The organism is Ruminococcus bovis (assembly GCF_005601135.1).
Classification (GTDB): Bacteria; Bacillota; Clostridia; order Oscillospirales; family Acutalibacteraceae; genus Ruminococcoides; species Ruminococcoides bovis.
In genome coordinates this window covers 848649-862461 of sequence record NZ_CP039381.1, presented here as the reverse complement: position 1 = coordinate 862461, position 13813 = coordinate 848649, and the positions used below count along the sequence as shown (strand labels likewise).

12 protein-coding genes are annotated in these 13813 nt (G+C 34.9%); 11 read left to right on the top strand and 1 reads right to left on the bottom strand.

Going from position 1 to position 13813, the window contains the following annotated elements:
- The first annotated feature begins 123 nt into the window (after positions 1-123).
- Positions 124-1020, top strand: coding sequence for a DMT family transporter (locus tag E5Z56_RS04135; RefSeq protein WP_408638846.1), 897 nt, complete (start codon positions 124-126; stop codon positions 1018-1020).
- A 13-nt stretch (positions 1021-1033) separates the two neighbouring features.
- Here the strand turns inward: E5Z56_RS04135 and E5Z56_RS04130 are convergent, their stop codons facing one another.
- Complete coding sequence (locus E5Z56_RS04130; protein ID WP_175405370.1) at positions 1034-2128, bottom strand: lipase family protein; 1095 nt, start codon at positions 2126-2128, stop codon at positions 1034-1036.
- Between the two features lie 167 nt (positions 2129-2295).
- On the opposite strand from E5Z56_RS04130, the gene htpG reads away from it, so the two are divergent.
- The 10 genes from htpG (at position 2296) to E5Z56_RS04080 (ending at position 13792) form a co-directional block, all read left to right on the top strand.
- Complete coding sequence (gene htpG, locus E5Z56_RS04125; RefSeq protein ID WP_175405369.1) at positions 2296-4191, top strand: molecular chaperone HtpG; 1896 nt, start codon at positions 2296-2298, stop codon at positions 4189-4191.
- Between the two features lie 136 nt (positions 4192-4327).
- Entirely contained in the window at positions 4328-5131 is an 804-nt protein-coding gene (locus E5Z56_RS04120; RefSeq protein ID WP_138156656.1) for a putative RNA methyltransferase, read from the top strand.
- Positions 5132-5152: 21 nt separating this feature from the next.
- Complete coding sequence (pyk, locus tag E5Z56_RS04115; protein ID WP_138156655.1) at positions 5153-6586, top strand: pyruvate kinase; 1434 nt, start codon at positions 5153-5155, stop codon at positions 6584-6586.
- A gap of 2 nt (positions 6587-6588) precedes the next feature.
- Positions 6589-7086: a shikimate kinase gene (locus tag E5Z56_RS04110; protein ID WP_138156654.1), complete on the top strand. Its 498-nt coding sequence runs from the start codon at positions 6589-6591 to the stop codon at positions 7084-7086.
- A 320-nt stretch (positions 7087-7406) separates the two neighbouring features.
- The gene (locus tag E5Z56_RS04105) at positions 7407-7619 is read left to right on the top strand and encodes a FeoA family protein (protein WP_138156653.1); all 213 of its coding nucleotides are present in this window, start codon (positions 7407-7409) and stop codon (positions 7617-7619) included.
- 44 nt (positions 7620-7663) lie between these two features.
- On the top strand, positions 7664-7885 hold the full coding sequence (locus E5Z56_RS04100) for a FeoA family protein (RefSeq protein WP_022505945.1): 222 nt from the start codon (positions 7664-7666) through the stop codon (positions 7883-7885).
- 60 nt (positions 7886-7945) lie between these two features.
- On the top strand, positions 7946-10462 hold the full coding sequence (feoB, locus tag E5Z56_RS04095; protein ID WP_138156652.1) for a ferrous iron transport protein B: 2517 nt from the start codon (positions 7946-7948) through the stop codon (positions 10460-10462).
- Positions 10463-10494: 32 nt separating this feature from the next.
- Positions 10495-10665, top strand: coding sequence for a FeoB-associated Cys-rich membrane protein (locus E5Z56_RS04090; RefSeq protein WP_138156651.1), 171 nt, complete (start codon positions 10495-10497; stop codon positions 10663-10665).
- Positions 10666-10834: 169 nt separating this feature from the next.
- Complete coding sequence (locus E5Z56_RS04085; protein ID WP_138156650.1) at positions 10835-11533, top strand: ABC transporter ATP-binding protein; 699 nt, start codon at positions 10835-10837, stop codon at positions 11531-11533.
- Between the two features lie 12 nt (positions 11534-11545).
- On the top strand, positions 11546-13792 hold the full coding sequence (locus tag E5Z56_RS04080) for an FtsX-like permease family protein (RefSeq protein WP_138156649.1): 2247 nt from the start codon (positions 11546-11548) through the stop codon (positions 13790-13792).
- Positions 13793-13813 lie beyond the last annotated feature (21 nt).

Here is a 13813-nt window from a genome sequence, read left to right as displayed (position 1 = left end):
ACAAATTATTTAACTACTAAAATTATAAAACTAAATTAAAAATATGTCAAGAGAAAATTGACACTAATTTTTATTATGATATAATTTATTAATGAAAATGTATTTTATATTTGTGGAAAAGAAGTGGAGTTTTTGAAAATTAATAAAAAGTATAAAGGTGTTATCTATATTATATTGTCAGCATTTTGCTTTGCCTTTATGAATTTCTTTGTAAAATTATCAGGTGACTTGCCAACAGGTGAAAAGGCATTTTTCCGTAACTTTGTAGCATTTTTCTTTGCACTGTTTATGGTACTAAAGGACAGGAAGAACTTTCACTTTAACCCTAAAAACTTAGGACCGTTGCTTTTAAGGTCATTGTTTGGGGTGTTTGGAATTCTGTGTAACTTCTATGCTATTGACCATTTGGTACTTAGTGATGCCTCAATCCTTAACAAAATGTCACCATTCTTTGTAATTATCTTTTCATTTATAATATTAAAAGAAAGGTTAACTTTGCCACAAGGTTTAATTGTGTTTGGTGCATTTATCGGTGCATTGTTTGTTATTAAGCCTGACTTTTCAAATGCAGATTGGTTTCCGTCATTAGCCGGATTTGTTGGTGGTGCTTGTGCCGGTTTTGCTTATACAATGGTTAGACTTCTTGGCACTAGAGGTGAGAAAGGTAGCTTTATAGTACTGTTTTTCTCAGGATTTAGTACAGTTGTATTATTGCCTTTAATGTTAATGGACTTTAAAATGTTTACACCGTTTCAGTTCTTTGCTTTGATAATGGCAGGTCTTTCTGCTGCCGGTGGACAATTCGGTATTACAGCAGCTTATACCTATGCACCGGCTAAGGAAGTTTCTGTTTATGATTATAGCCAAATTATCTTTGCTGCCGGTTTAGGATTCATTGTTTTCGGTGATGTACCGGATGTTTATTCATTTATCGGCTATGGAATTATTATATTAATGGCAATTATTATGTTCGCTTATAACAATAACTTGTGGATGTTTAAAAATAGGAAAGCTAAATAAAACTGACCTCCAACTAGGAGGTCAGTTTTATTTTTTGGGTATTTAATAATGAAAGGTAGGTTAGTGGTGAATGTGCAAACATAGCACAAGAGTTGTTTGCATTACCTTGAGAAAGTAGCATAGGTACATCAATACCACTTGAAAGAAATTCGGTAAGTGGTGCAAATTCCGATAGCTTTGTAGCAAGTAGTGTTATACCGGCAGAAAAACTTTCTTTGTCATTAAAAATATCACAAATTATTTGAAAGTATTTGTATAGAGTGATGTATTCTTCATCTACTAAATATCCTTTGTGGTAGTACTCATACGGGTTACTTGCCAGGTGTAATGTTGTATCTATAAAGTTATCCACACTTTCGTTGCAATCTTTGAAAGAAACAAAGTTACTGCCGGAAAGTTCATTGAAAGATTTTTTCAGCTTTTTGTAGTTAATATCCCTTAATTTAAATTTAATTGTGTTACCGTAACGGTTATAACCCCATTCTCTGAGGGGACAATGGGTAATAAAGTCATCTTCGTACACAAAGTTATATATATTGGAAAACCTATGACTGTAGGTGTCATCCTTTGAAGTAACATTAGGACAAGCAAAAGTATAGGCAAATACATTTTCTCTGCCATCTTTTATTAACTCAGATGCCAGTAAATTTGCCAATGCACCACCACGAGAATGACCGGTAAAAATAATGTTGTCTGTTGTGCTAATGTACTTCTTAATAAGTGGCTTTAAAAACCCTATTGTGTCGTAATAACCTTGATGAGTGTCCTCAAGTCCTGTACGAAAATTATTGTACCATTCTTCACCTAAAGTACCTCGGATAACAATAAACACATTGTTATCCTTTTTTGCTATGGCAATTGATGCAGTATTTTCTTGTGGCTTAAAGTAAAGAAGTTCTATGTGGGTAAATTCAGTATCTAAAAATGCCCTTTTCATACATTCTTCATCATAACTGCAACAACAGAAAGTGCAACATAACCTGGCTAAGTTAAGGTCAAGTGTCTTAGATTTTAAGTATTCATCACTGTAAATTACGGGAATAGTAATTTCTTTCTTAAAGTATTCATCAGTAAATTTAACATTATACTTGCTTAAAGTTTCTATCATAATCATCACCACTAAAAGTATGCCCTGTATTGTGTATATTTTTCATAAAATGTATATTTTTTAATATTTATTCTTGACTTTATCTGCCCTTAGTTGTATATTAGTTTATAGAGTTAGCACTCTAAAGTTGAGAGTGCTAAAAATTATTTAAAAGAGGATTGATTAAAGTGGCTAAGAAACAGTTTAAATCAGAGTCAAAAAGACTACTTGATCTTATGATTAATTCAATTTATACAAACAGAGATATTTTTCTAAGAGAAATTATTTCTAACGCAAGTGATGCCATTGACAAACTTTGTTTTAAGAGTTTAACTGACCAAAATGTTGGTATGAGTAGAGAAGATTTCAAAATTGAAATCGGTACAGATAAAGAAAACCGTACAATTACAGTTAGTGATAATGGTATCGGTATGGATGAAGATGATTTGGAAAATAACCTAGGTGTTATTGCTTCTTCAGGTTCATATAAGTTTAAGCAAGAAATGGACAAGGACGATAAGGAAGACATTGATATTATCGGTCAGTTCGGTGTAGGTTTCTACTCTGCATTTATGGTAGCAAAGGAAATCACAGTTATCACTAAGAAGTATGGCAGTGACAAGGCTTATAAGTGGCAGTCAACAGGTGCTGACGGTTACACAATTGAAGAATGTGACAAAGACACAGTTGGCACACAGATTATTATGAAGTTAAAGGATAACACAGATGAAGAAAACTATGATGAGTACCTAGAACAGTACAAGTTGTCTTCATTGATTAAGAAGTACAGTGACTATATCCACTATCCAATTGAAATGGAAATGAAGAAGTCCAGAGTAAAGGAAGACAGTAAGGATAAGGAACATCCTGAGTATGAGGATTACTACGAAAAGGAAACTCTAAACTCAATGGTTCCAATTTGGCAAAAGCCTAAGAAAGATGTTACAGAAGAAGAGTACAACAACTTCTATATGGAAAAGTTTATGGACTATAACCCACCACTAAAGGTTATTACAACTTCAGTTGAGGGTGTTGTAACATACAAGGCTATGCTATTTATCCCATCAAAAACTCCATTTAACTACTTTACTAAGGAATACAAGAAAGGTTTGCAACTTTATTCTTCAGGTGTCCTAATTATGGATAACTGTGAGGATTTGCTACCTGAACATTTCCGTTTTGTAAAGGGTGTTGTTGATTCTCCTGATGTATCTCTAAATATTTCAAGAGAAATGCTACAGCAGGATAGAGTTCTAAAGCAGATGGAAAAGACTCTTGAAAAGAAGATTAAGAACGAACTTGCATCAATGCTAAAGAAGGACAGAGAAAATTACGAAAAGTTCTATTCAGCATTTGGTGTTCAGCTAAAGTATGGTTGTGTTGCCGATTACGGTATGCATAAGGGTGAACTGCAAGACCTATTAATGTTCTATTCTGCTAAGGAAAAGAAGAACATTACTCTAAAAGAGTATGTTGAAAATATGAAGGAAGATCAGAAGTATATTTACTATGCAACAGGTGAAAGCATTGAGTCTATTGACAGACTACCTGTACTTGAACTTCTAAAGGAAAACGACTACGATATTCTTTATATGACTGATGAAGTTGATGAATTCTGTATGCAGGCACTTAGAGAATACGGTGAAAAAGAAATTCGTTCAGTTCTTAACGATGACCTTGGTTTACCTGAAGAAAATAAGGAAGAAACCGAAGAAGAAAAGTCACAGAGTGAGGGTACAATCAACTTTATGAAAGAAACTCTCGGTGACAAGGTTGCTGATGTTGTTGTAAGTAAAAAGCTAAAGAATTACCCTGTTGTACTGACTGCAAAGGGTGGAGTTAGCTTTGAAATGGAAAAGTACTTTGCACAGATGAACCCTGAGGGTGGTATGAAAGCACAGAGAGTACTTGAAATCAACCCTAACAGTGACAGTATCAAGGCTATGATGAGCTACATTGATACAGATATGGAAAAGGCAAAGTCCTACTGTAAGCTACTTCTTGCACAGGCTGAACTAATGGCAGGTCTTGAAATCGAAAATACTGCCGAATATAGTGAACTTGTACTATCATTGATGAAGTAATTTTTAAAAAATAAAAATAAATTTTTAAACTACCTTAATTTTTGCCAAAATTAGGGTAGTTTTTTTGTTATTTAACCTTAATTTATCTTGAAGTATTACCTTTCCCGTGATACAATAAACAGAGGAGTTGGGTAATATGTTCACTTGTCCTATTTGTAAGGAAAGTTTACAGTTAAATGGAAAATCTCTTGTATGCCATAATAACCATTGTTTTGATTATGCAAAACAAGGTTATGTAAACCTTCTGCCTGTACAACAGAAGAAAAGTTTACATCCGGGAGATAATAAAGAAATGCTACTTGCAAGAAAGAATTTCTTGTCAAATGGTCATTATGAGAAAATTTTAGATAAAGTTGCAAGTCTGATTAAAGAGTATTGCAGTTCTTTTGATTGCTACTTGGATTGTGGTTGTGGAGAAGGCTACTATACTTGTGGTATAAAGGAAAGAACAAATTTTGCTAATGTTATCGGCACAGATATTGCTAAAGATGCAGTGAGAATGTGTTGTAGCAGAAGTAAAGAAATTAACTGGGCAGTTGCTACTGCCTCCCATCTACCTATAAAGAGTAACAGTGTAGATGCAATTACTGCAATATTCTCACTTTTAGTACCTGAAGAATATTTTAGGGTGCTAAAAAGTGGTGGTATAGTGGTAGAAGTTACTGCCGGTAATAACCACTTAATTGAATTGAAACAGCAGATTTATGATACTGTTTTCAAACAAGATAAGCATCAAAAAGATGTTGGTGACATTTTTGATACATTGTATCAAGGTAACATAGATTTTAAACTTCATTTGGAAGGTGATGATTTAAAAAATTTGCTTACTATGACACCACATATTAATAGAATAAAGGAAGAGAAGAAATCAAGGCTATTTTCTCTTAACTCGTTGGACTTAACAGTTGACTGTCAGGTCAGAGTTTTGAAAAAGCCATAAAAGAAGTGAGGTACAAGGATTATGAGACAAACAAAAATCATTTGCACTATTGGCCCTGCATGTAATGACAAGGAAACTATCCTAAAGATGATTGATGCAGGTATGAATGTTGCCCGTTTCAATATGTCACATGGTGACTATGGGGAACTTGAAAAAACTTTTGCTACTGTAAAAGAAGCTATTGCCGAAAGTGGCAAGAATGTGGCACTTCTTTTGGATACAAAAGGTCCTGAAGTAAGAATCGGTCACATTGATGGTGGCAAAACAGAAATCGTTGAAGGTCAAGACTTTACTTTCTTTAGAGATGAAGTTGTTGGTAACAACGAGGGTGTTTCTATTAGTTATCCTAAACTTATTAAGAAACTAATGAAATACAATAAGGCAAAAGGCTTGAAGCTACTTCTTGATGACGGTAAAATTTCTATGCAAGTCAAGAAAGTGCTGGAAGACAGAATTGTTTGTAAGGTTCTTGTTGGTGGTGAACTTGGTTCTCGTAAGAGTATCAATATTCCTGATTACAACATTGATATGCCTTATGTTAGTAAGAAAGACAGAGAAGATATTGATTTTGGTATCAAAATGGGTATCAATGTTATTGCAGCATCATTTGTTAGAAACGGTGATGATGTTCGTACTTTAAGAGATTATGTTGAGTCTATCGGTGGTGAACATATCGGTATTATCTCAAAGATTGAGTGTCAGTCCGGTGTTGATGATATTGATGAAATTCTTGATGAATCCGATGGTATTATGGTTGCCAGAGGTGACATGGGTGTTGAAATTCCATTTATGGAAATTCCTGAAATCCAGAAGGCACTTATCTTTAAGACTGTTTTAAGAGGTAAGTTTGTTATTACTGCTACTCAGATGCTAGAAAGTATGACTACTTGTCCTAGACCTACAAGAGCAGAAATCTCCGATGTAGCTAACGCAGTTTATGACGGTACTTCAGCAGTTATGCTTAGTGGTGAATCTGCTGCCGGTATGTATCCTGTAGAAAGTGTTCAGGCTCTGTCATCTATCTGTGAAGAAGCTGAAGCACATAGAGAATTCTCTAACCTAGAGTCTTTAATTCAGACATATGAAATCGGTTCTTCACTTCGTCAGAACCTATGCTATAGTGCAAAGCAAATTGCCGAAAACATTGGTGCAAAGGCAATTATTGTAGAGTCAGCAACAGGTCATGTACCAAGAATTATGGCACACTTTAGACCAAAGTGTCCTATTATTGCAGTTGTTACTGATGAAACAGTATGCAAGAAACTTTGCCTATATTGGGGTATTGTTCCTATTCTTTGTGATGAGAAAAAGACTGTTGAAGAAATCACAAATCAAAGTAAAAAGAAAGCACTAGAAACAGGTCTTGTTAAGAAAGGTGACACAGTTATTGTTCTTACTTCAACTCGTGCATTAAACAGAGCAGGAACTGACACTCTAGTTATAAGAGATATTTAAGTATGAATAATATAGTTTTGATAGGTATGCCAGGCAGTGGTAAAAGTACAATAGGGGTAATCCTTGCAAAGAGGCTGGGATACGACTTTGTCGATACTGATAACTTAATCAGCGACAGAGAAAAAACTACATTACAAGATATAATTGATAAAAAAGGTGTTAGCGAATTTTTGAAGATTGAGGGTATTGTGGGTGAAGAACTGAACATTGACAACACAGTTATTGCAACCGGTGGTTCAATGGTTTTTTCCGACAGTGCTATGAAAAATCTTTTGAATGGTAGCAAGTGTGTGTTTATTGATGTTCCTTTACCTGAGATTAAACGCAGAGTAAAGAACATTGATACAAGAGGTATCGCTATGGAAAAGGATGATACCCTTGATACTTTGTATGAAAAGCGTATGCCAAAGTACAGAGAATATGCCGACATTACAGTTGAAGTTAAGCAGAACAGCAAGATTGATAATGTTGTCAGCAAAATACTTGATAAGCTAAAATAATTTTCATCCCTGCAACAAGGAAGTTGCAGGGATTTTTTGTTTTCTATAGTATTTTAATTTTCATAATTTGAATATGAAACTAGATTTGTAAAAATGTACAATAGGTATAGTAAGCTATGACTAACTTATTTAATAATATGCTGAAAATCAGTCTATATGGGAAAAATTCAGCTTTTATTGTTGACATTAGCACTAGCTAACTATATAATTAAGTGTAGGTTAGCTGGTACTAACCTTTTATTTAGACTTATAGGTTAGTCTAAACTAATTTAAATTAGTCTAAGCTAATCGTAAAAACCATATGAATTAGAGGGATGATTATGATGCCATTAACATTTCTAAACCCAGGTGAACAGAACATTATCAAAAGAGTAGGTGGCACACCTGAAATGAAGAAACATCTTGCTGACCTAGGATTTGTAGTAGGTGGTAATGTTACAGTAATTAACGCAGTAGGTGGTAACATTATCGTTAATGTTAAGGAAACAAGAGTAGCCATCAGTAAAGAAATGGCTCAAAAAATTATGGTCTAATATTTTTAATAATAAATATACATTTATTAGCGAGGAGGAAAAGTATGAACACATTGCGTCAGGCTAAAGTAGGCGACACAGTAAAGGTAAAGAAACTCCATGGTGAAGGTGCTGTTAAGCGTAGAATTATGGATATGGGCATTACCAAAGGTGTAGATGTAAAAATTCGCAAGGTTGCTCCACTTGGCGATCCTGTTGAAGTTACTGTTCGTGGTTATGAGCTTTCTCTAAGAAAAGCTGATGCCGAAATGATTGAAGTAGAATAATTTTTTTACATAATAGTTAGCTTTTGCTTACTATGATTATGAAAGAGAGGAAATTACACAATGGATTTGAGAATTGCCCTTGCCGGTAACCCAAACTGTGGTAAAACAACATTGTTTAATGCCTTAACCGGTTCTAATCAGTTTGTTGGTAACTGGCCAGGTGTTACAGTAGAAAAAAAGGAAGGTAAGCTAAAGAAACATAGTGGTGTTGTTATCACTGACCTTCCGGGTATTTATTCACTTTCTCCTTATACTCTGGAGGAAGTTGTTGCAAGAAACTATCTAATCGGTGAAAGACCTGATGCAATCCTAAATATTGTTGACGGTACTAACCTTGAAAGAAACCTATACTTAACAACTCAGCTTGTTGAACTTGGTATTCCTGTTGTTGTTGCTATCAATATGATGGATGTTGTTAAGAAAAACGGTGACACAATCCGTACAGAACAACTTGCTAAGGAACTTGGTTGTAAGGTTGTTGAAATCTCTGCTCTAAAGGGTACAGGTATTTCAGAAGCTGCCGAAGCTGCTATTGCCAGTGCAGAAAGCAAGAAGATTGCTCCTATTCATCCATTTACAGGTTCTGTTGAACATTGTCTTGCTCATATTGAAGAAGCTGTTGTTCACGATATGCCTGAAGAACAGCAGAGATGGTATGCAATTAAGTTGTTTGAAAGAGATGAAAAGGTATTAGCTCAGCTAGACCTTTCTGATGAAATCAAAAATCACATTGAACACGATATTGCAGAAGTTGAAACTGAACTTGATGATGACTCAGAAAGTATCGTTACTAACGAAAGATATATTTATATTTCTTCTATTATCCACGATTGCTACAAGAAGAAACATAAAGACAAAATGACAACTTCCGATAAGATTGATAGAGTTGTTACTAACAGATGGGCTGCTCTTCCAATCTTTGCAGTAATTATGTTTGCAGTTTATTACATTGCAATTTCAACAGTTGGTGCTTGGGGTACTGACTGGGTAAACGATAACCTATTCGGTGACGGTTTCCACCTATTCGGTATCGGTTCTTCTCAGTATGAAGAATTAAATGATGAATATTCAGAAGCTGATGAAATCGTAAACGGTTATATTTCATATGCTGAAGAAAAAGGCTATGATACAGAGGCAGTTTCTACTGCTCTTGATACTGAGGCTGATGACTTTGACTCAGCTAAAGCAAAATCAGCTTTAACTGCTTTTGCAACAGATATTGAAAACTACAAGGGTATTGACTTCTCAAAGGCTACATATTCAGTAGAAGATGAAGAAACTCTTGCTACAGAAGATGTTACTGCTACACTTGCTGAATTTAAGGATGCAGTTGCTACAGTTGAAAAGTATAACTGTGAAGCTCCTGACCCTGCAGAATACGGTGTATGGGTTCCGGGTATTCCTGAGCTTGTTTCTAACGGTCTTGATAGCATCGGTTGTGCTGATTGGCTATCAGGTCTAATCAATGACGGTATTGTTGCCGGTGTTGGTGCTGTTCTTGGTTTCGTACCTCAGATGCTTGTTCTGTTTATCCTACTTGCTTTCCTAGAAGCTTGTGGTTATATGGCTAGAATCGCATTCGTTATGGATAGAATTTTCCGTAAGTTCGGTTTATCAGGTAAGTCCTTTATCCCTATGCTAATCGGTACAGGTTGTGGTGTTCCGGGTATTATGGCATCAAGAACAATCGAAAATGAACGTGACCGTAGAATGACAATTATGACAACTACATTTATCCCATGTAGTGCTAAGACACCGTTTATCGCTATGATTGCCGGTGCATTGTTCGGTGGTTCTGCTTGGATTGCTACATTTGCTTACTTCCTAGGTGTTGCTGCAATTATTGTTTCAGGTATTATCCTAAAGAAAACTAAGATGTTCTCAGGTGATCCTGCTCCATTCGTTATGGAACTTCCTGCTTACCATCTACCAACAGTAGGCAATGTTCTTCGTTCAATGTGGGAAAGAGCTTGGTCATTCATTAAGAAAGCCGGTACAGTTATCCTACTTGCAACAATCCTTGTTTGGTTCTTATCATACTTCGGTTTTGTAAACGGTTCATTCCAGATGCTAACAGAAGACCAGATGGATAGTAGTTTACTTGCTATTATCGGTAATGCAATTTCTTGGATTTTTGCACCACTTGGTTGGGGCAACTGGCAAGCAGCCGTTGCATCAGTTACAGGTCTTATCGCTAAGGAAAACATTGTTGGTACAATGGGTATCCTATACGGTGGTGCAGGTGGTACTGTATATCAGGCAATGGCAGATGCATTCACTCAGGTTAGTGGTCTATCATTCCTAGCATTCAACCTACTATGTGCTCCTTGCTTTGCTGCTATCGGTGCTATGAAGAGAGAAATGAACAACGCTAAGTGGACACTATTTGCAGTTGGTTATCAGTGCGTATTTGCTTATGCAGTAGCACTAATGATTAACCAGTTTGGTAACCTATTCACAGGTAATGTTCAGGTTGTTGGTCTAATCTTTGCAATTCTTGTACTTGCATTCATTATCTTTATGCTTGTTAAGCCTTACAAAGAATCTAACAAACTTACAGCTAAGGTTAAAGTTTAATATAAACTAAAATTTTAAGGGAGGATTTATATATGCTTACATGGTTAGTAAATAATTTAGCAACAATTATAGTTGGTCTTATTGTACTTGCAGTAGTTATCTTGATTGTAAGAAAGCTACGCAGTGACAAGAAAAAAGGTAAATCTTCCTGTGGTGGTAATTGCTCAGGATGTGCAAACTGCCAATATTGCCATCATAAATAAGAAGAAGGAGATACGGTGGTATCCCCTTTATTTGCCTTTATGGTTAGTTTAGGCTAACTAATTCTTAAAAACCTATTGACTTTGGAAGAAATTGAGAATATAATAAAAATAACATATGAGTATATATTCATATGAATAAATATTCATAAATTAAAATAGAGGTGAGATTATGACATTAATCCTTGAAGATATTAAGAAATCTTTTGGTGAGGAAGAGAACAAAACAGAAGTACTAAAGGGTATCTCTTGTGAAATCAAAGACGGCAATATTTGTGTATTGCTTGGACCTTCCGGTTCAGGTAAATCAACACTACTTAACATTATCGGTGGAATTGAAAATTCCGACAGTGGCAAAATCAAAATCGGTGATGAAGTTGTTGGTGAAATGAAAGAGAAAAAACTAACTCAGTATAGAAGAAAGCATTTGGGTTATGTTTTTCAGTCCTACAACCTTATTCCTAACTTAACTGTTAAGGAAAATATTGAAGTAGGTGCTTATTTAAGCGACAAGCCACTTGATATTGATGAACTGTTAAAGACTTTGGGACTTTGGGAACATAAGGACAAGATTCCTAATCAGCTTTCAGGTGGTCAGCAACAGAGAACTGCTATTGGCAGAGCAATTGTAAAGAACCCTGATATTCTGCTATGTGATGAACCTACAGGTGCTTTGGACTATAACACTTCTAAAGAAATTCTAAAGTTGATTGAAGATGTTAACAAAAAGTTTGGTAACACAGTTATCCTTGTTACTCATAACGATGCAATTAAGAATATGGCAGACCAGGTTATTAAACTAAAGGACGGTCAAATTCGCCATAATGATATGAATGAAAAGAAAATTCCTGCTATGGAACTTGATTGGTAAGGGGGAATAAAAATGAAAAACCCTTTGTATAAACGAGTTCCCAGAGAGTTGAAAAGTGATTTTGGTAAGTACATTGCATTGTTCCTATTCTTGTGCTTAACTATCACTTTAGTTTCAGGCTTCTTAGTTGCCGACGGTAGTACACTTGCTGCTTATAATGAAAGTTTCAGTAAGTACAATATTGAGGACGGTCACTTTACTTTAGCACAAAAAGCAGACAATAAATGGCTTAGTGACCTTGAGGATAAGGAAGATATTAAGGTTTATCCTATGACTTATAAGGATAAAACCATCAACAAAAAACATACAATTAGAATTTACAAAAACAGAAAAGATATTAACAAAGTTGATGTAATGAGTGGAAAACTTCCTAAGGAAGATAACGAAATTGCTATTGATAGATTGTATGCAGAAAATAATAACCTTGAAATTGGTGACAACCTAAAGATACAAAACAAAAATTACAAAATAGTAGGTTTAGTTGCACTTTCCGATTATACTGCATTGTTTAAGAATAATACGGATATGATGTTAGATGCAAATAAATTTACAGTATCTGTTGTTACCGATAAAGGCTTTAACAGACTAAATGACAACGGCGTTAAGTATTGCTACTCTTGGGACTACAACGATAAGCATATGTCTGAGGATGAAATCAATGACAAGGCTGATGATATACAAGATGAAGTAGCTAAAACCGGTATGGTAACTGACTTTGTAAAAGAAGCCGACAACACTGCAATTCACTTTGCAGGTGATGATATGGGTGGTGACAGAGTTATGTTTATCTGGTTACTGTATATCATTATGATTGTACTTGCATTTGTATTTGCAGTAACTACCCGTAATACTATTGAGAAAGAAAGTTCTGTTATCGGTACACTTAGAGCCTCAGGTTACTCAAAAGGTGAATTGCTAAGGCACTATATTGTACTTCCTGTTGTGGTAACAATTCTATCTGCTATTGTAGGTAATATTTGTGGTTATACATTTATGAAAGGCTATATGGCCGGTATGTACTACCACAGTTATTCACTTCCAACATATGTTACAAGGTGGAATGGTTATGCCTTTGTAATTACAACTATTGTACCGGCATTAATTATTCTTGTGGTAAATGTTATTGTACTTGCCTATACACTTTCACTTTCACCACTTAAATTCTTAAGACATGACTTAAAGAGAAAGAAAAAGAAAAAGGCAGTTAAACTTCCTAACTGGAAGTTCATTACAAGATTTAGAGTGAGAATAATTTTACAAAACCGTTCAGCATATATTATGATGTTTATTGGTATTATTCTTGCCAATGTGCTACTTGTATTTGGCCTGATGATGGCACCACTGTTAACTCATTTTAAGTCAGAAGTTATGGACTCTAAGATTGCAAACTATCAGTATATTCTAAAAGCACCTGTTGAAACTGACACAAAAAATGCAGAGAAATATTGTGTTAGAACACTAGAAAATGATAAGGGTGAAGAAATTACCGTTTATGGTATTGAAGAAAATTCAAAGTACCTAAAGGATAAGGACTTGCCAACAGGTGATGGGGAAGTTCTAATGGCTAGTAGTGTTATTGAAAAGTACAGTCTAGATACTGACACTGACTACACTTTAACAGATAAATATACTCACGATAAATACAAGTTCAAAATAAAGGACAGTTATAAATACCCTGCAACAATGGCAGTATTTATGACTAGAAGTGAGTTTAATAAAGTATTTGATAAGGACAAGGACTACTACACAGGTTACTTCTCAAATACAAAGATTAAAGATATTGACGAAAGCTATATAGCATCAACTATAACCGAACAGGACTTAACAGTTATGGCTGATCAGCTTGATGACTCAATGGGTCAGATGTTTATTATAATCGGTGGTTTCTCTATAATGCTATTTATCTTGGTAATTTATCTACTTGCAAAGATAGTGGTAGAGAAAAATGCAAAGTCAATTTCTATGGTAAAAATTCTTGGATATAATGACCATGAAGCAAGTAAATTGTACAACACCTCAACTGCAATTGTAGTTGCAATATCATTACTGTTAAGTATGCCAATATGTAATTATATTATTAAGGGTTTGTACTTTGCTATGATGCAAGACTTTAACGGTTGGTTAACTTATTATATTGCACCGTATGTACTGCCTTTAACCGTGGTTATCGGTGGATTAAGTTACATTGTGGTTCACTTTATCCAAAGTAAAAAGATTAAGAAAATCCCTATGTCACAAGCACTTAAGGATATGGAATAATTTTAAATCAAGGAGAGAAGA

Bases quoted from the DNA above. Each gene is read 5' to 3' on its own strand.
- E5Z56_RS04130 (WP_175405370.1), bottom strand. From the start codon at position 2,128: ATGATAGAAACTTTAAGCAAGTATAATGTTAAATTTACTGATGAATAC.
- E5Z56_RS04120 (WP_138156656.1), top strand. From the start codon at position 4,328: ATGTTCACTTGTCCTATTTGTAAGGAAAGTTTACAGTTAAATGGAAAA.
- pyk (WP_138156655.1), top strand. From the start codon at position 5,153: ATGAGACAAACAAAAATCATTTGCACTATTGGCCCTGCATGTAATGAC.
- E5Z56_RS04110 (WP_138156654.1), top strand. From the start codon at position 6,589: ATGAATAATATAGTTTTGATAGGTATGCCAGGCAGTGGTAAAAGTACA.
- E5Z56_RS04105 (WP_138156653.1), top strand. From the start codon at position 7,407: ATGATGCCATTAACATTTCTAAACCCAGGTGAACAGAACATTATCAAA.
- E5Z56_RS04100 (WP_022505945.1), top strand. From the start codon at position 7,664: ATGAACACATTGCGTCAGGCTAAAGTAGGCGACACAGTAAAGGTAAAG.
- feoB (WP_138156652.1), top strand. From the start codon at position 7,946: ATGGATTTGAGAATTGCCCTTGCCGGTAACCCAAACTGTGGTAAAACA.
- E5Z56_RS04090 (WP_138156651.1), top strand. From the start codon at position 10,495: ATGCTTACATGGTTAGTAAATAATTTAGCAACAATTATAGTTGGTCTT.
- E5Z56_RS04085 (WP_138156650.1), top strand. From the start codon at position 10,835: ATGACATTAATCCTTGAAGATATTAAGAAATCTTTTGGTGAGGAAGAG.
- E5Z56_RS04080 (WP_138156649.1), top strand. From the start codon at position 11,546: ATGAAAAACCCTTTGTATAAACGAGTTCCCAGAGAGTTGAAAAGTGAT.